We start from the raw sequence: 22,301 nt of genomic DNA, 5'->3' as shown, positions 1-22,301 counted from the left end.
GACAGATGGCGGACAGGTAATTGCACGGACGGGAGGACCGCCGGACCTTAAGGTTCTCTTAAGGTCCGGCTGATCCGCCCGCACGGATGAACGTGCGCGCCCGTGTACGTAACTCACGCTCGGTCAGAGGAATTCGGCCTTGCCCGGGCCCTCCTCGACGAAGCTGCGCATGCCACGCTCACGGTCCTCGGTGGCGAACAGACCGGCGAACCAGTTCCGCTCGACCGTCAGCCCGGTGTCGATGTCCGTCTCCAGCCCCGCGTCCACGGACTCCTTGGCGGCGCGCAGCGCCAGCGCGGGCCCCCGTGCCAGCCGTGCCGCCCAGGCATGCGCCTGCTCGTAGACCTCGGCGGCGGGCACCACACGGTCCACCAGCCCGATCGCCAGGGCTTCCGCGGCCTTCACCTGACGACCCGTGAAGATCAGGTCCTTGGCCCTGGACGGGCCCACCAGCCGGGACAGCCGCTGGGTGCCGCCCGCTCCGGGGATCAGCCCCAGCAGGATCTCCGGCTGGCCGAGCTTCGCGTTGTCACCGGCGATCCGGAAGTCGGCGCAGAGGGCCAGTTCGCAGCCCCCTCCCAGGGCGTAGCCGGTGACGGCTGCGACGACGGGCTTGGGGATGCGTGCCACGGCGGTGAAGGACTCCTGCAGGGCCCTGGAGCGTACGACCATCGCCGCATGGTCCATCGCCTGCATCTCCTTGATGTCCGCGCCTGCCGCGAACACCTTCTCACCGCCGTAGAGGATCACGGCGCGCACGTCGTCGCGCCGGGTCGCCTCCTCCGCGAGCTCCCGCAGCCGGTCCTGGGTGGCGACGTCCAGGGCGTTCATCGGCGGACGGTCCAGCCGGATCGTGCCGACGTTGTCGCTTACTTCGAGGGTTACGGTCATGGGGAGCAGGTTAACCAGGACTAACGTGCGTGGGCCCGGTGCCGTTGGTCACAGCACCGGGCCCACGCACGTCAGCGGCGGGGATCTACTCGGTCCACTCCGCCCAGTCCATGTTCCAGCCGTTGAGGCCGTTGTCCGGCTGGATCACCTTGTCCTTCGAGTTCTTCACGATCACCACGTCGCCGATCAGCGAGTTGTCGAAGAGCCAGGCCGCGGGAGTCTTGCTGTCCCAGGCACCTCTCACGTCCCGCAGGCCGACACAGCCGTGGCTGGTGTTGGTCGTGCCGAAGATGCCCGACGCGCCCCAGTAGTTGCCGTGGATGAAGGTGCCGGAGGTCGACAGGCGCATCGCGTGCGGCACGTCCTTGATGTCGTACTCGCCGCCGAAGCCGACGGTGTCACCGTTCATCCGGGTCACCTTGAGCTTCTCACTGATGACCATCTGCCCGTTGTACGTGGTCGTGGCCGGTGCGCCCGCGGAGATCGGGATGTCCTTGATCTGCTTGCCGTCACGGACCACCTTCATCCGGTGGGAGCTCGCGTCCACCGTGGAGACCTGGCTGCGGCCGATGGTGAACTTCACGGTCTTGGCCTGCTTGCCGTACACGCCCGGCCGCCCCTCGACGCCGTCGAGGTCGAGGCGCAGGGTCACCTTCGTGCCCGCGGCCCAGTACTCCTCGGGGCGGAAGTCGAGGCGGTCGTTGCCGAACCAGTGGGGCTCGATCTTCACGGCGGGCTCCGCCGTCACGCTGACCGCCTTCTCCACGGCCCCGGGGTCGGTGATGCCCCGGGTGAAGTGGATCGACACCGGCATGCCCACGCCCACGGTCGAGCCGTCCTCGGGCGTGTACTGGCCGATGAAGGTGTTCTGCGGGACCAGCGTCGTGAAGCTGGTGTCCTTGGCCGACTCACGGCCCTTCGCGTCCTTGGCGACCGCGTGCACCGTGTACTTGGTCGCCGCTGCCAGGTGGCGGTCGGGCGCCCAGCTGAGACCGTCCCCGGCTATCTTCCCCCCGACCTCCTTGCCCTTGGGGTCGGCGACCTTCACGGTGCTCAGCTTGCCCTTGGCGGCCGAGACCTTCAGCGCCCCGCTGGTCGCCACGTCGTCGGCGCCGTCCTTGGGAGCGATGGTCACCACCGCCTGCGAGGCGCTGGTGTCATCGGCCTTCCCGCCCGCCTGCCCGCCGTTCCTGTCGGCGGCGGCTCCGCTGCCCCCGCACGCGGTCACCAGCAACAGCATCGCGCCCAGTCCCAGTGCGAGGAGTCCGCGGGCCCCTCGCCCGCGCTGTCCCCCGCCCGCGCCGGCCCATGCGCCCGATATCGGATGCCCGTTCAATGTGGTCGTCTCCCCTCACGCGGCCTGGCCCCGCCATGGCCCGCGCCCCCGCGCGCTGTTGATGCACGCCCCGCGCAAGATAATCACACCGAACGTCGGGAGAACTCCTCCGGAATGTCACTGTTCCGTCCCAAGTCGGCCCGCTCCGCCGCCGGGTGGTCCCGGAGGGCGCGCCTCCGGGACCCGCCCAGGTCGGGCCGGGGGTCAGCGCAGGGCTGAACCCGCCTTCCACTGCGGCCAGCCGAGGTTCCAGCCGCCGAGCCCGTTGTCCGGAGCGACGGTCCTGTCGGTGGAGTTGACCACCTCGACCACGTCGCCGACGAGCGTCCGCTCGAAGAACCAGCCGGCCGGGGTTCCGGAGCTGCCTCCCTTCACGTCGCGCAGCCCGATGCAGCCGTGGCTGGTGTTCTCGGTGCCGAAGATGTCCGGCGACTCCCAGTAGTTGCCGTGCAGGAAGGTGCCCGACTTCGTCAGACGGATGGCGTGCGGGACGTCCTTGATGTCGTACTCACCGCCGAAGCCGACGGTGCTGCCGTCCATGCGGGTCACGTCGTGCAGCTCGGAGACCACCATCCTGCCGTTGTACGTGGTCGTCTTCGCCGCACCCGCGGTGATCGGCACCGTGCTGACCAACTCGCCGTCCCGGCGTACCTCCATGGTGTGCGCCCGGGCGTCCACCACGGACGTCTGGGAGCGGCCGACCTCGAAGGTCACCTTCTTCCGCTGGCTGCCGTACACCCCGGGGGCGCCCTCCACGTCACGCAGGCCCACGTCGACGGTGACCTCGGTGCCCGGCTCCCAGTAGGTGGCGGGGCGGAAGTCGAGCCGGTCCTTGCCGAACCAGTGGCCGACCACCTCGACCTCGGGTTCCGTGGTGATCCTGATGGCCTTCTCCACCGCGGCACGGCGGGTGACGGGCCGGTTGAAGTCGAAGGAGACGATCATCCCGGTGCCCACGGTGGACCGGTTCTCCGGCTTGAAGTAGCCGATGAAACGGTCCTTGGGGACCAGGGTGGTGAACGTCGTGCTGCGCGCCGAGCGGTGGCCGTCGCCGTCGACGGCGACGGCCTCCACGCTGTACTTCCCGGCCAGCCCGAGCCGGTACCCGTCGTCCCGGGGTGCCCATGACCGGCCGTCCTCCGCGATCCGGCCCGGCACCTCCTGGTGTTCCGCGTCCTCCGTCCGGGTCACCTTCACCCGCTCCAGCCGTCCGTCGGAGACGGTCACCTCGAGCCGGCTGTCAACGCCGACGTTCTCCGCACCGTCGTGGGGGGTGATCCGGATGGCGTCCCCGGGTGAGCGGTTGTCCCCGAAGAACGGTGTCGACCCGGTGCAGCCGGTCAGTGCGGCCGACACGGTGAACAGTCCTGCCCATGTCAGCACGGCGGCCGAACCCGCCCGTGCTCTCTTCGCTACGTGGTTCACGCTCCCCCCAACGACGCGGCCGCCCCGGGGAAACGTGAGTGCGGGGCCGCCGGTGGGCAGAACAGGGAGGAGGACACCGCCGGGAAGGGCGCGGCCGGGACGCCGCCCACTCCTTCCGCGGGTGGCCGCTCCGACGAGCCGCAGGAGGCCTAGAGGTGTCGAGCACAGCCGAGCAGGAGGAAACACCGCGTACGACGGGAAGGGTGACGGCGACCGGACCGGCCCCCGGGAACGAAGTGGACAGACCACCCGTATGGCCGGGTGCCCCGATGCCCCTGGGGGCCCGCTTCCGGGTCGGTCCGGACGGAGTGGCGGGCACCAACTTCGCCCTGTGGGCGGGTGGGGCCGAGGCCGTCGAGCTCTGTCTCTTCGACGAGCGGGGCACCGAGACCCGGCTCCCGCTCACCGAGCTGACGCACGAGATCTGGCACGGCTTCGTCCCCGGCGTGGGCGCGGGACAGCGTTACGGCTACCGGGTGCACGGCCGCTGGGACCCCTGGACGGGCGCTCGCTGGAACGCGGCGAAGCTGCTCCTCGACCCGTACGCCCGCGCGGTGGACGGCTCGTTCACCCTGCCGCCCGAGGTGTACGGCCATGTGAGGGACTGGCCCGAGCAGCATGTCGCCGACACCGTGCGCGACGACCGGGACTCGGCGCCGTACGTCCCCAAGGCGGTCGTCGTGCACGACGACGACGACTGGGCGCAGGACCGCAGACCGAAGACGCCGTGGGCGGACACGGTCATCTACGAACTGCACGTGCGCGGCTTCACCAAGCTCCACCCGGACATCCCGCCCGAGCTCCGCGGCACCTACGCCGGGCTCGCCCACCCCGCCGCGATCGGCCATCTCCGGCGCCTCGGGGTGACGGCCGTCGAACTGCTCCCGGTCCACCAGTTCGCCCACGAGGACCACCTGCTGCGTCGCGGGCTGCACAACTACTGGGGATACAACTCGATCGGCTACTTCGCGCCGCACGCGGACTACGCGGCGAGCGGCACCACCGGTCAGCAGGTCGGCGAGTTCAAGCAGATGGTGCGCGCCCTGCACGACGCCGGGATCGAGGTCATCCTCGACGTGGTCTACAACCACACGGCGGAGGCCGGTGAGCTCGGCCCGATGCTGTCCCTGCGCGGCATCGACAACCGCGGCTACTACCGCCTCCAGCAGGACGCCCGCCGCTACGCGGACTACACCGGCTGCGGCAACACCCTGCACGTGGTGCAGCCGCAGGTCCTCCGGCTGATCACGGACTCGCTCCGCTACTGGGTGACGGAGATGGGAGTCGACGGCTTCCGCTTCGACCTGGCGGCGGCACTCGCCCGCTCGATGCACGACGTGGACATGCTCTCCCCCTTCCTCGCCGTGATCGCCCAGGACCCCGTACTGCGCCGGGTCAAGCTGATCGCCGAGCCCTGGGACGTGGGCAACGGCGGCTATCAGGTCGGCGCGTTCCCTCCCCTGTGGACCGAGTGGAACGACCACTACCGGGACGCCGTACGCGACTTCTGGCGTGGGGCGCTGCCCGACGTACGCGACATCGGCTACCGGCTCACCGGTTCGAGTGACCTCTACGCCTGGGGCGGCAGGCGCCCGTACGCCTCGGTCAACTTCGTCACCGCTCACGACGGTTTCACCCTGCGCGACCTGGTCAGCTACGAGCAGAAGCACAACGAGGCCAACGGCGAGGGCAACCGCGACGGGACGAACGACAACCGCTCCTGGAACGGCGGGGCCGAGGGCGGGACCGACGACCCCGACGTCGACGCCCTGCGCCGCCGGCAGCTGCGCAACCTCCTGACCACGCTGCTCCTGTCGACCGGGGTGCCGATGCTGGTGGCGGGCGACGAGATGGGGCGTACGCAGGGCGGCAACAACAACGCCTACTGCCAGGACAACGAGGTCAGCTGGCTGGACTGGTCGCTGCTGGAGGACCCCCGGTGGCGGGAGCTGACCGAGCTGACCGCCCGGGTGCTGGCCCTGCGCCACCGCCATCCGGTGCTGCGCCGCCGCGCCTTCTTCGCCGGGACTCCGCAGGCCCCGGACGGCCTGCGTGACCTGGCGTGGTTCACCTCGCAGGGGACGGAGATGACGGAGGGCGACTGGTACGCCCCGGCGGCGACGCTGGGTCTCTACCTGTCCGGGCGCGACATCCCGGGCCGTGACGCCCGGGGCGGGCAGATCACCGACGACAGCTTCCTGGCGGTCCTGCACGCGGACCACCGGCCCTGCGACTTCCTGCTGCCGGGCCCGCCGTGGGCGCAGTCCTATGAACTGGTGCTGGACACCTCGCGGGAGGACCAGTCCGCGGCCCCCGGCACCCGCCACCGGGGCGGCACGGCACTCACGGTGGAGGGGAGGTCGGTGCTGCTGCTGCGGGTCTCGGAGTGAGGGGCGTGCTCAGCCGAGGACGCCACGCTCGCAGGCGACGGCCGCCTCGCGGTTTTCGGTGCGCGGCGCGAGGAGGCGGGACGGTCAGGGCCGCACTATGCCTCGTGGATCCCGTTCACCTCGATGACCGACATGACCGTGAGGAGTCCGGCGGGCGGTGTCCGCCGTCCCGCCCGGGCCGCCGTCGTCCGATCGGTCGGACGGGCGCTGCGACCCACGGTGCGTGACCGGAAAACCACGTGAGCGATGTCAGTGGTGAACCTTAGGCTCGCTCCTGATGCCCGAAGAACCTGCAGAGCCCACGGACCGGTCCGCCGTGCGCTCCCTCCTGCGACTGTGGCCCTATGTCAGACCGGTGCGTGTGCGCTGGATCAGCGCGGCACTCGTGGCGATACTCGCCTCCTGCCTCGCCCTGGTGATCCCGCTGATCCTGAAGTGGATGGTGGACGGACCGGTCGCCGACCGTGATCCCGGCGGGGTGTGGCTGGGAGCGCTCTACCTGCTGCTGCTGGGAATCGCCGAGGCCGCGCTGTTCGGGCTCCGCCGGTGGCTCGTGGCACGGCCGCTCGCCGGGGTCGAGGCGTCGATGCGCGCCGACCTCTACCGCCATCTGCAGCGGCTGCCCGTGGCGTTCCACGACCGCTGGCCGTCGGGACAGCTGCTCTCGCGCGGGACCACGGATCTGATGCTGCTGCGGATGTTCCTTGCCTTCCCACTGACGTTCCTGCTGGTCAACGGCACGACCATTCTGGTCGGCTTCGTCATCCTGTTCGCCCAGGACTGGTCGCTGGGACTGGTACTGCTCGCGCCCGCCGTCCCCCTCATGGTCCTGTGCTCGCTCTTCGAGACGAAGTACGCGCTGGTGGCGCGCAGGGCCCAGGACCAGGTCGGCGATCTGACGACCGTCGTCGAGGAGAGCGTGCTGGGTATCCGTGTCGTCAAGGGCTTCGGCCGCAACCGCAGCCAGGCACTGGCCTTCCGCGCGCTCGCGCAGCGGCTGCGCGCCACGGAGCTCGGCAAGGCCCGGCTCCTCGCGGGGATCTGGGCGCTCATCACCGCCATTCCCGAGCTGGCGATCGGTGCCGCGCTGGTGCTCGGCACGATCGAGGTCGCCGACGGCGGTCTGTCCGCGGGCACACTGGTCGCGTTCCTCTCGACGGCTCTCGCGCTGCGGTGGCCGGTCGAGTCGATCGGCTTCCTGCTGGCGATGAGCCAGGAGTCCGCAACGGCCGCCGACCGCTTCTTCGAGGTCATGGACGTGGCGGAGGAGCCGGAGCCCGCGCCCCGGGAGGAGCGTGCCGCGGGAAGCGGGCAGGGCATCGTCTTCGAAGGGGTGGAGTTCCGCTACCCCGACGCCCAGCCCGGCTCACCGGCCGTCCTGGCCAGGATCGATCTGCGGATCCGTCCGGGCGAGACGATGGCCCTGGTGGGCGCCACCGGTTCCGGGAAGACGACGCTGACGGCGCTCGTACCCCGGCTGCACGACGTCACCGGCGGCCGCATCCTGCTGGACGGCGAGGACGTCGCCGGCATGGAGCGGTCCCGGCTGCGCGAGCTGGTGTCGGTGGCCTTCGAGGAACCCACCCTCTTCTCGGCGACGGTCGGGGAGAACGTACTGATGGGTGCGCGGGGCGCAGGTGGTCAGGAGCTGCGCCGGGCCCTGTCCGTCGCCCAGGCCGACTTCGTGCACGAGCTCCCGAAGGGCGTCGACACGCAGGTCGGTGAGCAGGGGCTGAGCCTCTCCGGCGGCCAGCGGCAGCGCCTCGCGCTGGCCCGCGCCGTTGTCGGGGGGCCGCGCTTCCTGGTGCTCGACGACCCCCTCTCCGCCCTCGACGTGCATACGGAGGCGCTGGTGGAGGCGGCGCTGCGGCGCGTGCTGGAGGAGACGACCGCGCTGGTCGTCGCCCACCGGCCGTCCACGGTGATGCTGGCGGACCGGGTGGCGCTGCTCTCCGGGGGCCGGATCAGCGCGGTGGGGACACACCAGGAACTCCTGCGCAGCAACGCCGAATACGCCTGGCTGATGTCCGGCGCCCACGACACAGGTGTTCTCGTCCCCGAGGAGGGCAACGCCCGATGACCAGTACGACTGCCGACGGGCCCGCCCTCGCCGGTGACGACCTCTCCGGGGACAGGTCCGGCCGCCCGCCCGGTGAGGCGGACGCGTTCGACGCCGAAGCCCTGCCCACGCCCCGGGGCGCCACCTGGGCGCTGCTGACCTCCCTGCTGGGGCCCCTGCGGGCCAGGGTGGTCGTGGCCTCCCTCCTGCTGGTCGTCCAGCAGGCCGCGGTGCAGGCGGGACCACTGCTGGTCGCGTACGCCATCGACAGCGGTGTGCCCGCGTTCCGGGACCACGACTACGGCCCGCTGGCCGCCGTGGGCATCGGATACGCGGTGTGCTCGCTCGGCGCGGGACTTCTCCAGTACGCCTTCATCCGGGCCGCCGCGCGGATCAACCAGGACGTGCTGCTCGATCTGCGCGGGCGGATCTTCCGGCATTCGCAGGCGCTGAGTGTCGACTTCCACGAGCGCTACACCTCGGGCCGGCTGATCTCCCGCTCGACCACGGACGTGGAGTCCCTGCGCGAACTGCTGAGCGAGGGCCTGCAGGAACTCATCGGCGTCGTCCTGTCGTTCGTGGCGATCTCCCTGATGCTCCTCTGGCTGGACCTCGGCATCGGTGCCATCGCGGTGGCCTCCTTCGCACCGCTGTACCTGCTGGTGCGGAGCTACCGGCGACGGGCGGCCACGGCCTATTCGGCGCGCTCCTCGGCGATCGCCGCGGTCATCGTGAAGTTCGCCGAGACGATGAACGGGATCCGCCCCGTGCAGGCGTTCCGCAGGGAGCGCGCCAACGACGAGGACTTCGCGGTGTTCAACCGCCGTCACGAGCGGACGAACGGCGACGCTCTGCTGGAGATGGCCCGCTACGTCGTCGGCTCCAGGCTCGTGGCCAACACGGCGGTGGCCGCGATGGTGCTGTGGGGCGCCCACCGGGTGGCGTCGGGGACACTGGCGCTGGGTGTGCTGGCCGCCGCGGTGCTCTATCTGCGGCGACTGTACGACCCGATCGACCGGCTCGGGATGTTCCTGAACTCCTACCAGTCGGCGGCCGCCTCGCTGGAGAAGATCGCGGGCCTGCTGGCGCAGACACCCACGGTTCCGGAGCCCGGGGCGCCGAAGGAGCTGCCCGCACTCGCCGGTGAGCACCCGGGCCGGGCGGTCACCTTCGAAGGGGTGCGGTTCGCCTACCGGACCGGTGGTGAGGTCCTTCCGCGCTTCGGTCTGACGATCCCCGCGGGCCAGACCCTGGCCGTGGTGGGTTCGACGGGCGCGGGCAAGTCGACGCTGGCCAAGCTGCTGGCACGCTTCTACGATCCGACGGAGGGCCGGGTCCTGCTGGACGGCACCGACCTGCGCGACCTGGCGACGCCTGAGCTGCGGCGGGGCGTGGTGATGGTGACCCAGGAGGCGTTCCTGTTCTCCGGGACGATCGCCGAGAACATCGCGATCGGCCGCCCGGAGGCGACGCGCGAGGAGATCGAGCACGCGGCCAAGGCCATCGGGGCGCACGACTTCATCAGCTCGCTGCCCGACGGGTACGACACCGACGTCCGTAAGCGGGGCGGCCGGATCTCCGCCGGGCAACGTCAACTCGTCGCCTTCGCACGCGCGTTGCTCGCGAACCCCGCCGTCCTGATCCTCGACGAGGCGACGAGCTCGCTGGACGTCCCGGGTGAGCGGGCGGTGCAGCGGGCCATGGACACCGTGCTGCACGGGCGCACCGCGGTGGTGATCGCGCACCGTCTGTCGACCGTGGAGATCGCGGACCGGGTCCTGGTGATGGAGAAGGGCCGGATCGTGGAGGACGGCACCCCGGCCGAACTCATCGGCGGCACGGGCCGGTTCGCGGGCCTGCACCGCGCGTGGCGGGAGAGTCTGGCCTGAGGCTCACCGACGGCGGCACCGTCCCTCGAATCCGGGCCGGTACCTCCACCCCGGGCTCACGCCGGCCGCCACCGGGCTGATCCCCGCCCGGCCGCGCTCCCCGCCTCACCACCGGGGGCCGGCGGGGAGGCGGGCCTGCTCGCAGGCGGTCAGGGCGGGTGCGACGGGCCCGGAGCCAGGACCGACCCACACCGGGGTCGGAGCCGGGCACCTGGGACAGCTGATATCGCGACGGGCCGGCCACCGTCCCGGTGTCGATCGACAGCGGCGACTCCCTCAGCGACCGGGCCCTGCGGGACGGCGTGGCACGGAAGCCATGAGCGCACGTCGGCGCCCCCTCCGACGGCGCTCTCCGCGCCCCGGCCGCACCCGCGGGCCGGGGCGAGGGCGGCCGGCTGCCGAGCCCGTGTCACCGCTCCGGGCCGACAGTCGGCGGCCTCCGTAGAGCGTCCGGCCCGGATCCAGCCATACGCTCGCGCACATCTCAGCCCGTGGTCCGCGTCCGCTTCCCCCTGCGGGCCCCGGACGTGACGGCTACCGATGGAAACCCCTCTCCACCCTGCGCGGTAAGGCAGTTGACCATCTCGGCGGCGTACGCCGCCACACGGATGACACACGGGGAAACGTCCGGTTAACGAACACGCATCTTCCGGCAACGAACGATTTCCGGCCAATGTATTGACGCGGTCCTGACAGGCGCATGTTCGCGGTGGCACTCTTCCCCCGTTCCACGCACCGCCTGCTCTGCCGGCCCACTCACCCAGTCGGCCGTTGCCCCCTCGCAGAAGGAGTCCGCGTGAGATCCACGCACAGCCGTCGTGCCACCGCGACCGGCGCTCTGATAGCCACCGCAGCACTCCTCGCCGTCGGAATGCAGGGCGGCGCCGCAACGGCCGCCCCCGGAAGCGCGACCGCGGCCCCCGCCGCCGTGGCGAAGGGCGCCGACCCCGGCGCACTCCCCGCGAAGCTCTCCCCCGCCCAGCGTGCCGAACTGCTCCGGGAGGCCAACTCCACCAAGGCGGCCACCGCCGAGGACCTGGGGCTCGGCGCCAAGGAGAAGCTGGTGGTCCGCGACGTCGTCAAGGACGTCGACGGCACCACCCACACCCGCTACGAGCGCACGCTCGACGGTCTCCCCGTGCTCGGTGGCGACCTGGTCGTGTCCGCATCGAAGTCCGGGACGACGGAGGGCGTCACCAAGGCGTCGAAGGCGACAGGGGCCCAGCTGAAGGCCGTCGGCACCGCGGCGGACGTCGCGCCGGCCACGGCCGAGAAGCAGGCACTCACCGCGGCCAGGGCCGACGGCTCGAAGAGCACCGAAGCGAGCAAGGCGCCCCGCAAGGTGGTGTGGGCTGCGAACGGCACGCCGCAGCTCGCGTACGAGACCGTCGTCGGCGGCCTCCAGCACGACGGCACCCCGAACGAGCTGCACGTCATCACGGACGCCTCCTCCGGCGCCAAGCTCTTCGAGTGGCAGGCCATCGAGAACGGCACCGGCAACACGCAGTACAGCGGCCAGGTGACGCTGGGGACCTCGGGCTCCGGCAGCTCGTACAACCTCACCGACAGTGCGCGTGGCAACCACAAGACGTACAACCTGAACCGCGGCACGTCCGGCACCGGGACCCTGTTCTCCGGCACCGACGACGTCTGGGGCAACGGCGCCGCGTCGAACACCGAGACCGCCGCGGCCGACGCGCACTACGGCGCCGCGGAGACCTGGGACTTCTACAAGAACGTCATGGGCCGCAGCGGCATCAGGGGCGACGGTGTCGGCGCGTACTCCCGTGTCCACTACGGCAACAACTACGTCAACGCCTTCTGGTCCGACAGCTGCTTCTGCATGACCTACGGCGACGGCAGCGGCAACCTCGCCCCCCTGACCTCGCTGGACGTGGCGGCCCACGAGATGACGCACGGCGTCACCTCCAACACCGCCGGTCTCAACTACAGCGGTGAGTCGGGCGGCCTCAACGAGGCCACCTCCGACATCTTCGCGGCGGGCGTGGAGTTCTACTCCAACACCGCGACCGACCCGGGCGACTACCTCGTCGGCGAGAAGATCGACATCAACGGCGACGGTACCCCGCTCCGCTACATGGACAAGCCGAGCAAGGACGGCGCGTCCAAGGACTCGTGGTACTCGGGCCTCGGCGGCGTCGACGTCCACTACTCCTCGGGCCCGGCGAACCACTTCTTCTACCTCCTGTCCGAGGGCAGCGGGGCCAAGACCGTCAACGGGGTCTCCTACAACTCCCCGACGTCGGACGGCCTTCCGGTGACCGGCATCGGCCGGGACAAGGCGCTGCAGATCTGGTTCAAGGCGCTCACCACGAAGTTCACCTCCACCACGAACTACGCCGCGGCCCGCACCGGCACCCTCGCCGTGGCCGGTGAGCTGTACGGCACGTCGAGCGCCGAGTACGCCGGCGTCGCCAACGCCTGGGCCGCCATCGCCGTGGGCTCCCGCCCCGGCGGCGGCACCGACCCGGGCGGCAAGGTCTTCCAGAACACGACCGCCAAGGCGATCACCGACAACAGCACGGCCAACTTCCCGGTCGTCGTCAGCGGCGTCACCGGCAACGCGCCCAGCACCTTGTCGGTGGCGGTGAACATCAGCCACACCTACCGCGGTGACCTCGTCCTCGACCTGGTCGCCCCGGACGGGACGGCGTACCGGCTGAAGAACTCCTCGTCGAGCGACTCCGCGGACAACGTGGTGGCGACCTACACGGTCAACGCCTCGTCCGAGGTGGCCAACGGCACGTGGAACCTGAGGGTCCAGGACGTCTACTCGGGCGACACCGGCACCTTCAACAGCGTCAAGCTCACCTTCTGAGCACCGTCCGGGAACGCCGGCAGGCGACGGCCCGGAGCGCACACCACTGAACGGTTCGGCCCCGGGGAGCGTGCTCCCCGGGGCCGTCCCGTGCGTCAGGAGGCCGGGTCCGCGCCCCGGACGGGGACGTTCTGCTCGGCCCAGACGATCTTGCCGGTCGCCGTACGGCACGAACCCCACCTGCGGCACAGCAGGTTGATGAGCTGGAGTCCTCGCCCGCCCTCGTCACTCACGTCGGCGTGCTGGATCTGCGGCAGGTCGGGGCCGGTGTCGGCCAGCTCCACCTGGAGCCGCTCGTCGCACAGCAGCCGGAGCCGTCCGGGACCGCCGCCGTAGCGCAGGGCGTTGCCGACCAGTTCGCTGACCACCAGCTCCGTCACGTCGGCGAGTTCGGACAGGTCCCACTGCGCGAGCTGCTCCGTGACCAGCTTGCGGGCGGTGGAGGCGGGGTTGCCCTCCGTCGGCAGGTCCCACTCCCGCAACCGCACCTCGGGGGAGAGCTCGTGGCCCCCGGCGATCAGCAGGACCGCCTCGTCGAACCGGCCGTCGTCCTGCCGCGGCGCGGTGAGCGGGCCGCCCGCGTCGAGCTGCTCGGGCGCCATCGCGGTCACGGAGGCGCGCAGCCCTTCCAGTTGTACGTCCACGTCGTCGGTACGTGTCTTGATCAGGCCGTCGGTGTAGAGGACGAGCCGCCCGCCCACCGGGCCGCGGAACCGCAGCGGGTCGTAGGGGATGACCCCGGCGCCCAGCGGCGCCCCGACCGGCACGTCGAGGTAGCGGGCGGTACCGCCGCTCTCCACCAGCAACGGCGGCGGGTGCCCCGCGCTCGCGATCGTGTAGCTGGAGTCCGCCGGATCGTAGACCGCGCACAGACACGTGGCGACCTGGTCGTCCTCCAGGTCGCGGGTGGCCAGGTCGAGCCGGGCGAGCAGCCGGTCGGGGGCGATGTCCAGCATCATCAGCGTACGGGCGACGGCCCGCAGCCGGCCCATCGTAGCGGCGGCCGGCAGACCATGGCCGGTGACGTCGCCGACGACCAGCGCCGTACGCCCGCTGGGGAGTGCCACCACGTCGTACCAGTCGCCGCCCACCCCGTGCGCCTCGGCGGCCGGCGCGTAGTGGGCGTGCACCCGCAGGCCGGGGGTGTGCGGCGTGGCGCGCGGGAGCAGGGAGCGCTGCAGCGAGACGACATGCTCGCGTTCACGCCCGTAGAGCCGGGCGTTGTCTATGAACACCGCTGCCATGGAAGCGAGTTGACCCGCAAGCTCCAGGTCGGTGCGGTGGAAGGGCGGGCTGTCGCCGGCGCGTACGAAGTCCGCGGAACCCAGCAGGACACCACGCGCGATCAGCGGGACGGCCATGTAGCTGTGGACGCCCTGGCGACGCATCGCCTCCTCCGCGCTCGTCGTCGGCGCGACCCGCTCGAAGTCCTCCGGGGTCATCCGGCTGACCATCACGGGCCGGCGGTTGCGCAGGCACTCGGTGGTCAGCAGCGTCTCGCGGCGCTCCCTGCGGTCGACCACCTCGCCCACCGGGGCGGGTTCGAGTCCGTTCAGCGCGTCGATGGCACGCACCGCCATGGCGCGGGTGACGGGCACCGCCGCACCGGTGACGCGCTCGCCCTCCTCGCCGCGCAGCACGGACTCCAGCAGGTCGACCGCGGCGGCGTCGGCGAGCCGCGGGACGCTGAATCGGGCCAGCTCCTCAGCGGTTCGCTCCAGGTCGAGCGTCGTGCCGATCCGGGTGCTCGCCTCGTTGAGCCAACGCATCCGGGCGGCGGTGGTGAAGCGGTCGCCCAGCGGTGGCCCGAAGGGCCCCGGCCGGCGGACGTACAGCCGCCGGGAGACACCGTTCTGCGCGGCCAGCCGACGGGTCAGGCGTCTCGCTGGGCCACCGCCGCCGTTCACCGTGCTGACCTCCACTCGCGTCCGCCCGGACGCCTCGCTGTCACGTGGGTGGCCGCAGGGCCACACCGGCACGGCAGTCATGTTAGCGAGGTCGGGCCGAAAAGCACCTCCGCCGTGTACCGGTGGTCCCCCGCGAACGCGGGGTGGGTCCCGGCGCGCAAGCACGCCGGGACCCGCCCCGGGGGACGGCCGTCAGCGCAGGAGCATCCCGCCGCCGTCACCCGTGGACGCGTTCGGCACGGCGACCAGGCCGAGTTCGGCACCCGAGGCGAGCAGCGGATGCGCGGGCAGGACACGCACGGTGTAACCGTAGGGGCCCGTACGGTCGAGGGCGAGCGGGCCCTCGTACAGCCAGCGGTCCTCCAGGTCGTGACCGCCGGCCGGCTTCAGCGGATACGTCCGGGCCTCCGCGATCGCGTCCCCGGAGTCGACCCGTCCGGCGACCACCTGCACCTCCACGTCCTCCGGGTCGAGACCGCCCAGGGCGATCCGGACCCGGAGCGCCATGCTGGACCCCAGCTCGGCGGAACCCCCGACGACGGTGTCCGCGGAGGCCTCCACATGATCCACCGCCACCTGCGGCCAGGCCGCACGGACCCTGGCCTTCCACGCCGCGAGCTCGCGGGCGGTGGCGGGCTCGAGCGCACGCCGGGACTGCGCGGCCGGAGCGTAGAGCCTCTCGACGTACTCACGCACCATGCGGCCCGCGAGGACCTTGGGCCCCAGGGTGACCAGGGTGCGGCGGACCATCTCGATCCACCGCTCGGGCAGGTCCTCGGCGTCGCGGTCGTAGAAACGGGGGGCGACCCGGTCCTCGATCAGCGCGTAGAGGGCGTTGGCCTCCAGCTCGTCGCGCCGCTCCTCGTCGGTGGCGGAGCCGTCGGCGGTGGGGATCTCCCAGCCGAAGTCGGGCTCGAACCACTCGTCCCACCAGCCGTCACGCACAGAGAGGTTGAGGCAGCCGTTGAGCGCCGCCTTCATCCCGCTGGTGCCGCACGCCTCCAGCGGCCGCAGCGGGTTGTTGAGCCAGACGTCGCAGCCCGGGTAGAGCTTCTGCGCCATCCCCATGCCGTAGTCCGGCAGGAAGACGATGCGGTGGCGCACCCGCGGGTCGTCGGAGAAGCGCACCAGTTCCTGCACGAGCCTCTTGCCCCCGTCGTCGGCGGGGTGGGCCTTGCCGGCGACGACGATCTGGATGGGGTGCGTCGGGTGCAGCAGCAGCTCCCGCAGCCGGTCGCGGTCGTGCAGCATGAGCGTCAGCCGCTTGTACGAGGGCACCCGGCGGGCGAAGCCGATGGTCAGCACGTCTGGGTCGAGCACACCGTCGATCCAGCCCAGTTCGGCGGTGCCCGCGCCGCGCCTGCGCCATGAGGCGTAGAGCCGTTTGCGCACCTCGGCGACGAGCTGCTCACGCAGACCCCGGCGCAGCTCCCAGATCTCACGGTCGGGGACGGCGGTCACGGCGTCCCAGCGCCTCGGAGTGCCGGCCGTCCCGCCGTCGACGCCCGCCTCCTGGCCGACCTCGGCGCCGGCGAGGGCGTTCTCGGCGCGTTCGGAGCCGAATGAGCCGGCACCCAGCCGGAGAACCTCGGGTGCGACCCAGGTCGGGGCGTGCACCCCGTTGGTCACCGAGGTGATCGGCACCTCGGAGGGATCGAATCCCGGCCACAGCCCGGAGAACATCTCCCGGCTCACGGATCCGTGCAGGGTGGAGACGCCGTTGGCCCGCTGGGCGAGCCGCAGCCCCATCACCGCCATGTTGAAGAGGCCGGGCTCCCCGCCGTCGTAGGTCTCCATCCCCAGGCGCAGGATCTTCTCGACACCGACCCCCGGCAACTCGCCGTCGTCACCGAAGTGACGGGCCACGAGCTGGCGGTCGAAACGGTCTATCCCGGCGGGCACCGGTGTGTGCGTGGTGAAGACCGCGCCGGCCCGCACGACCTCCAGGGCCGCGTCGAAGTCCAGTCCCGTCTCGGAGAGTTCCCGGATGCGCTCCAGGCCGAGGAATCCGGCGTGCCCCTCGTTGGTGTGGAACACCTCGGGTGCCGCGTGCCCGGTCAGCCGGCAGTAGGTGCGCACCGCGCGCACACCGCCGATCCCGAGCAGCATCTCCTGCAGCAGCCGGTGGTCGCTGCCCCCGCCGTAGAGCCGGTCGGTGACGTCGCGCTCGCCCGGTGCGTTCTCCTCGACGTCGGAGTCGAGCAGCAGCAGGGGGACGCGCCCGACCTGGGCCAGCCAGACCGAGGCGTACAGGGAGCGGCCGCCGGGCAGGGCGAGCACCACACGGCTGGGAGCCCCGTCGGCCTCCCGCAGGAGGGTGAGCGGCAGCTCGTTGGGGTCGAGGACGGGGTAGTGCTCCTGCTGCCAGCCGTCCCGGGACAGGCTCTGGCGGAAGTATCCGTGCCGGTAGAGCAGGCCGACGCCGATGAGCGGCACGCCCAGGTCGCTGGCGGCCTTCAGATGGTCACCGGCCAGGATGCCGAGCCCGCCCGAGTACTGGGGCAGGGCCGCGGTGACCCCGAACTCGGGCGAGAAGTAGGCGACGGCGGCGGGGAGCTCGGCGCCCTGGGAGAGCTGGTTCTGGTACCACCGCGGGCCGCCGAGGTACTCCCGGAGTCCCTCGGACACCTCGGTGAGGCGGCTCAGGAAGTGCTGGTCACCGGCCAGCTCGGTGAGGCGTGCCGCGGAGACGGCGCCCAGCAGACGCACGGGGTCGGCGTCCGCGGGCCGCCAGCCCTCCGGGTCGGCGGCCCGGAAGAGCTGCTGGGTCTCGGTGTGCCAGGACCAGCGCAGGTTGCGGGCGAGGTCGCTGAGCGGTCGCAGGGGTTCGGGGAGGACGGGGCGCACGGTGAACCGACGAATGGCCTTCACGTATCCCACCTTTACAGGGGACCTACGGATCCGAGGGGACGCACGACGGTGGGCGCCCTCTCCGTCACCCTCGACGGTAGCGGTGTGCCCCCGCGGGCAACCACGGCGCGCGACCGGCTCAGTGGGCCCCTTTCGGCGCGGTACGCCCGCCCCGGCCCCCGGCACCGCACGGTGCGCGCCCTCCCTCCGGCGACACCTGGACCACCCCTGGCACCGGGGCCCGGCAGGCAACTCCAGCTCCTCACGCCCCGCGCGCCCCATGGGCCAGATGCGCCATTTACCTACCATCTGTCACGGGCGATATGGCTGATTTCCTCACCTCACGCGGACTTGTGGCACCCCGCACCACAGGGAAGGCTGCGGAGGTGCCCGCGTGACGGCCGGGGGACCGGCGCGCGGCCCACAGCGCGTGCACCCGTTGCCCCCAGGAGTTGACACACCGTCGGGATTGGCCGCCCGAAATCGGTGGGAAAGCTTCCCCGGTAACACCCCGCGCTGCACATCCCAGGTGCCCCGGTCCGAGCACGAACCGCCCGCGCACCTGCCATTCGAGTGCCATTCGAGTGAACGCGGACAGGAGCGGCCATGCCCACAGCCCGCCAGCCGACAGCCGAGCAGCTACAAAGGACGCACCCCCACCATCGCGGCGTGCGCGGTCAGCCCTTCACGCCCACGTCGCGCGCCCCGCATGCCGAGCTCCGACCCCCAGGTGATTCCATGATCGGTCGCATTCCCGTCCTGGACGTCCGTCCGCTCGTCGACTGCGGCAGACGGCCCGCCAAAGCCGTCGCGGGCGAGACCTTCGAGGTCAGCGCCACCGTGTTCCGCGAGGGCCACGACGCCGTGGCCGCCAACGTCGTCCTGTGCGACCCGCACGGACGGCCCGGCGCCTGGACGCCGATGCGCGAGCTGGCCCCGGGCACGGACCGGTGGGGGGCCGATGTCACCCCGGAGTCCGAGGGCCGCTGGACGTACACCGTCGAGGCGTGGAGTGATCCGGTCAGCACGTGGCGCGCGGCCGCGCGGATCAAGATCCCGGCGGGTATCGACACCGCCCTGGTCCTCGACGAGGGGGCCGAACTGTACGCCCGCGCCGCCGAAGGCGTACCCAAGAAGGACGGGCGCGAGGCCGTGCTGACCGCCGTCGACGCGCTGCGCGACACACAGCGCCCGGCGGCCGCCCGGCTCGCGGCCGCGCTGGCCGCCGAGGTGGACGAGGCGCTGGGCCGCCATCCGCTGCGCGAGTTGGTCACCGCGTCCCGTCCGCTGCCGCTGACCGTGGAGCGCCGGCGTGCCCTGTACGGCTCCTGGTACGAGCTGTTCCCACGGTCCGAGGGAGCGCGGGAGGAGCCGGCCGCTCCCCCTCAGCCCGCCCGGAAGCCGCGGGCCGCGAAGACCGCCAAGACGTCGGCGGCCACGCGGAAGAAGAGCCCGGCGGTCACGGCGGACATCGCCGGGCCCACCACCAGGATGGTCAGCGGCACCTTCCGGACCGCCGCGGAACGGCTTCCGGCCGTGGCCGCGATGGGCTTCGACGTCGTGTACCTGCCACCGATCCACCCCATCGGGACCGCCCACCGCAAGGGCCCGGACAACAGCCTCACCCCCGGCCCCGACGACCCGGGAGTGCCCTGGGCGATCGGCTCGGCCGAAGGCGGTCACGACGCCGTCCACCCCGATCTCGGCACGCTCGACGACTTCGACCACTTCGTGTCGACGGCCCGCGCCCTGCGGATGGAGATCGCACTGGACTTCGCGCTCCAGTGCTCCCCTGACCACCCCTGGGTGACGGAGCATCCGGAGTGGTTCCACCACCGCCCGGACGGGACCATCGCCTACGCCGAGAACCCGCCCAAGAAGTACCAGGACATCTATCCGATCGCCTTCGACAAGGACCTGAGCGGGATCGTCGCCGAGACCGTCCGCATCCTGCGCTTCTGGATGGAGCACGGCGTACGGATCTTCCGCGTCGACAATCCGCACACGAAGCCGGTGGTCTTCTGGGAGAAGGTGATCGCCGACGTCAACCGCACCGACCCGGACGTGATCTTCCTGGCGGAGGCATTCACCCGGCCCGCGATGATGCGCACGCTGGCCTCGGTCGGCTTCCAGCAGTCGTACACCTACTTCACCTGGCGTAACACGAAGCAGGAACTCACCGAGTACGTGACCGAGCTCTCGGGCGAGAGTTCCTCGTACATGCGGCCCAACTTCTTCGTGAACACGCCCGACATTCTTCCGGGTTACCTCCAGGAGGGCGGCCGCCCCGCCTTCGAGGCCCGGGCCGTGCTGGCCGCGACGCTGTCCCCGTCCTGGGGCGTGTACGCGGGCTTCGAGCTGTACGAGAACACCCCGGTGCATCCCGGGAGCGAGGAGTACCGGAACTCCGAGAAGTACCAACTCAGGCCCAGGGAATGGGAGTCGGCGGAACGTGAGGGCCGCTCGCTCGCTCCCCTGATCACCTCCCTCAACCGGATCCGCCGTCGCCATCCGGCACTCCAGCAATTGCGCGACGTGCACTTCCACTCGGTCGACAACGAGGCGCTGATCGTCTACAGCAAGCGCTCCGGTTCGGACATCGTTCTGGTGGTCGTCAACCTCGACCCTCACCACACCCAGGAGGCCACGGTCTCGTTGGACATGCCGCGTCTCGGCCTCGACCGGCACGAGAGCGTGCCGGTGCGCGACGAGCTCACCGGCGACACCTATCACTGGGGCAGGACCTTCTACGTGCGTCTCGAGCCGGGTGTGACACCGGCGCACATCGCGGTCCTGCGACCGTCCCCGCCGACCGGAGGGTCACCCACACCATGATCGTCAATGAGCCTGTCCACGACCTGTTCGAGGACACTCCCGCCAAGGACCGCGATCCCGACTGGTTCAAGCGCGCCGTCTTCTACGAAGTACTCGTCCGGTCCTTCCAGGACTCCAACGGGGACGGCGTGGGCGACCTCAAGGGCCTCACCGCCAAGCTCGACTACCTGCAGTGGCTGGGCGTCGACTGCCTCTGGCTGCCGCCTTTCTTCAAGTCACCGCTCCGCGACGGTGGTTACGACGTCTCCGACTACACCGCCGTGCTGCCCGAATTCGGCGATCTCGCCGATTTCGTGGAGTTCGTCGACGCCTCGCACCAGCGCGGCATGCGCGTGATCATCGACTTCGTCATGAACCACACGAGCGACCAGCACGACTGGTTCCAGCAGTCCCGCACCGATCCCGACGGGCCGTACGGCGACTACTACGTCTGGGCCGACGACGACAAGCAGTTCCCGGACGCGCGGATCATCTTCGTCGACACGGAGACGTCCAACTGGACCTTCGACCCGGTCCGCAAGCAGTACTACTGGCACCGGTTCTTCTCGCACCAGCCCGATCTCAACTACGAGAACCCGGCGGTGCAGGAGGAGATCGTCTCGGCCCTGCGCTTCTGGCTGGACCTCGGCATCGACGGCTTCCGCGTCGACGCCGTGCCGTACCTCTACCAGCGCGAGGGCACCAACTGCGAGAACCTCCCCGAGACCCACGACTTCCTCAAGCGGGTCCGCAAGGAGATCGACGCCAACTACCCGGACACGGTCCTGCTGGCCGAGGCCAACCAGTGGCCGGAGGACGTCGTCGACTACTTCGGCGACTACACGGCCGGCGGCGACGAGTGCCACATGGCGTTCCACTTCCCCGTGATGCCCCGCATCTTCATGGCCGTACGGCGCGAGAGCCGCTACCCGGTGTCGGAGATCCTGGCGAAGACCCCGGCCATCCCGTCGGGCTGCCAGTGGGGCATCTTCCTGCGCAACCACGACGAGCTCACGCTCGAGATGGTCACGGACGAGGAACGCGACTACATGTACGCGGAGTACGCCAAGGATCCGCGGATGCGGGCCAACATCGGCATCCGCCGGCGCCTCGCGCCACTGCTGGACAACGACCGCAACCAGATCGAGCTGTTCACCGCCCTGCTGATGTCCCTGCCTGGCTCCCCGATCCTCTACTACGGGGACGAGATCGGGATGGGCGACAACATCTGGCTGGGCGACCGCGACGCCGTACGCACCCCGATGCAGTGGACGCCCGACCGCAACGCCGGTTTCTCCTCCAGCGACCCGGGGCGGCTCTACCTCCCCACGATCATGGACCCGGTCTACGGCTACCAGGTCACCAACGTCGAGGCGTCGATGGCCTCGCCGTCGTCGCTGCTCCACTGGACGCGCCGGATGATCGAGATCCGCAAGCAGAACCCGGCGTTCGGCCTCGGCTCCTACAGCGAACTCCCCTCGTCCAACCCGGCGGTCCTCGCGTTCACCCGCGAGTACAAGGACGACCTCGTGATGTGCGTCCACAACTTCTCGCGGTTCGCACAGCCGACCGAGCTGGATCTACGGGACTTCAGCGGACGCCATCCGGTGGAACTGATCGGCGGGGTGCGCTTCCCCGCCGTGGGCCAGTGGCCCTACCTGCTGACTCTCGGCGGCCACGGCTTCTACTGGTTCCGCATGCGGAAGGACGCTCCGGCCGGCATCCCGCCACTGCCCGCGAACTGACGGCACATCGACCGACCGACGTCACCTGCGGGGCGGTTTCCGCCGCCCCGCAGGGGGCACTCTGACCCCATATCGAGCTCTTCGGGGTTCCTGAGGGCTCATGTGCCCCTCTGATCACGTCCGTACGGACTTTCCTCACCCGACACGTCCCGCACA

General features: G+C 71.0%; 11 protein-coding genes. 6 read left to right on the top strand and 5 right to left on the bottom strand.

The features are described 5' to 3' along the window. Window positions 1-123: 123 nt before the first annotated feature. The 3 genes from ABZ441_RS01170 to ABZ441_RS01160 form a co-directional block, all read right to left on the bottom strand. Complete coding sequence (locus ABZ441_RS01170) at window positions 124-891, bottom strand: enoyl-CoA hydratase-related protein (protein WP_358966497.1); 768 nt, start codon at window positions 889-891, stop codon at window positions 124-126. 85 nt (window positions 892-976) lie between these two features. Further along, complete coding sequence (locus ABZ441_RS01165) at window positions 977-2,227, bottom strand: Ig-like domain-containing protein (RefSeq protein WP_358966494.1); 1,251 nt, start codon at window positions 2,225-2,227, stop codon at window positions 977-979. Window positions 2,228-2,431: 204 nt separating this feature from the next. Continuing rightward, the gene (locus ABZ441_RS01160) at window positions 2,432-3,652 is read right to left on the bottom strand and encodes an Ig-like domain-containing protein (RefSeq protein ID WP_358966492.1); all 1,221 of its coding nucleotides are present in this window, start codon (window positions 3,650-3,652) and stop codon (window positions 2,432-2,434) included. A 269-nt stretch (window positions 3,653-3,921) separates the two neighbouring features. On the opposite strand from ABZ441_RS01160, the gene glgX reads away from it, so the two are divergent. The 4 genes from glgX (at window position 3,922) to ABZ441_RS01140 (ending at window position 12,829) form a co-directional block, all read left to right on the top strand. Then, window positions 3,922-6,042 carry a glycogen debranching protein GlgX gene (gene glgX / locus ABZ441_RS01155; RefSeq protein ID WP_358966772.1) on the top strand — a complete coding sequence of 707 codons (2,121 nt, stop codon included), beginning with the start codon at window positions 3,922-3,924 and terminating at the stop codon, window positions 6,040-6,042. Between the two features lie 277 nt (window positions 6,043-6,319). Then, the gene (locus ABZ441_RS01150) at window positions 6,320-8,122 is read left to right on the top strand and encodes an ABC transporter ATP-binding protein (protein ID WP_358966490.1); all 1,803 of its coding nucleotides are present in this window, start codon (window positions 6,320-6,322) and stop codon (window positions 8,120-8,122) included. Next, window positions 8,119-9,990: an ABC transporter ATP-binding protein gene (locus tag ABZ441_RS01145; RefSeq protein ID WP_358966487.1), complete on the top strand. Its 1,872-nt coding sequence runs from the start codon at window positions 8,119-8,121 to the stop codon at window positions 9,988-9,990. The genes ABZ441_RS01150 and ABZ441_RS01145 overlap by 4 nt, the downstream gene beginning before the upstream one ends. A gap of 796 nt (window positions 9,991-10,786) precedes the next feature. Further along, window positions 10,787-12,829, top strand: coding sequence for a M4 family metallopeptidase (locus ABZ441_RS01140; protein ID WP_358966485.1), 2,043 nt, complete (start codon window positions 10,787-10,789; stop codon window positions 12,827-12,829). Window positions 12,830-12,924: 95 nt separating this feature from the next. Here ABZ441_RS01140 and ABZ441_RS01135 read toward each other — a convergent pair whose 3' ends face one another. Both ABZ441_RS01135 and glgP read right to left on the bottom strand, forming a co-directional pair. Continuing rightward, complete coding sequence (locus tag ABZ441_RS01135; RefSeq protein ID WP_358966770.1) at window positions 12,925-14,598, bottom strand: SpoIIE family protein phosphatase; 1,674 nt, start codon at window positions 14,596-14,598, stop codon at window positions 12,925-12,927. A gap of 330 nt (window positions 14,599-14,928) precedes the next feature. Then, a complete protein-coding gene (glgP, locus tag ABZ441_RS01130) occupies window positions 14,929-17,607 on the bottom strand; it encodes an alpha-glucan family phosphorylase (RefSeq protein WP_358966482.1) in 2,679 nt (892 codons plus the stop codon). 717 nt (window positions 17,608-18,324) lie between these two features. On the opposite strand from glgP, the gene ABZ441_RS01125 reads away from it, so the two are divergent. Both ABZ441_RS01125 and treS read left to right on the top strand, forming a co-directional pair. After that, window positions 18,325-20,421 carry an alpha-1,4-glucan--maltose-1-phosphate maltosyltransferase gene (locus ABZ441_RS01125; RefSeq protein ID WP_358966481.1) on the top strand — a complete coding sequence of 699 codons (2,097 nt, stop codon included), beginning with the start codon at window positions 18,325-18,327 and terminating at the stop codon, window positions 20,419-20,421. Further along, window positions 20,418-22,145 (top strand): maltose alpha-D-glucosyltransferase, encoded by a 1,728-nt coding sequence (gene treS, locus ABZ441_RS01120; protein WP_358966478.1) that lies wholly within the window; start codon window positions 20,418-20,420, stop codon window positions 22,143-22,145. Before ABZ441_RS01125 ends, treS begins: the two co-directional genes overlap by 4 nt. Window positions 22,146-22,301: the final 156 nt, after the last annotated feature.

The sequence above is a fragment of the Streptomyces sp. NPDC005752 genome, from assembly GCF_040630715.1.
GTDB lineage: Bacteria > Actinomycetota > Actinomycetes > Streptomycetales > Streptomycetaceae > Streptomyces.
Note: the sequence above shows the minus strand (reverse complement) of the source record. Positions and strands in the feature narration are given on the sequence as shown.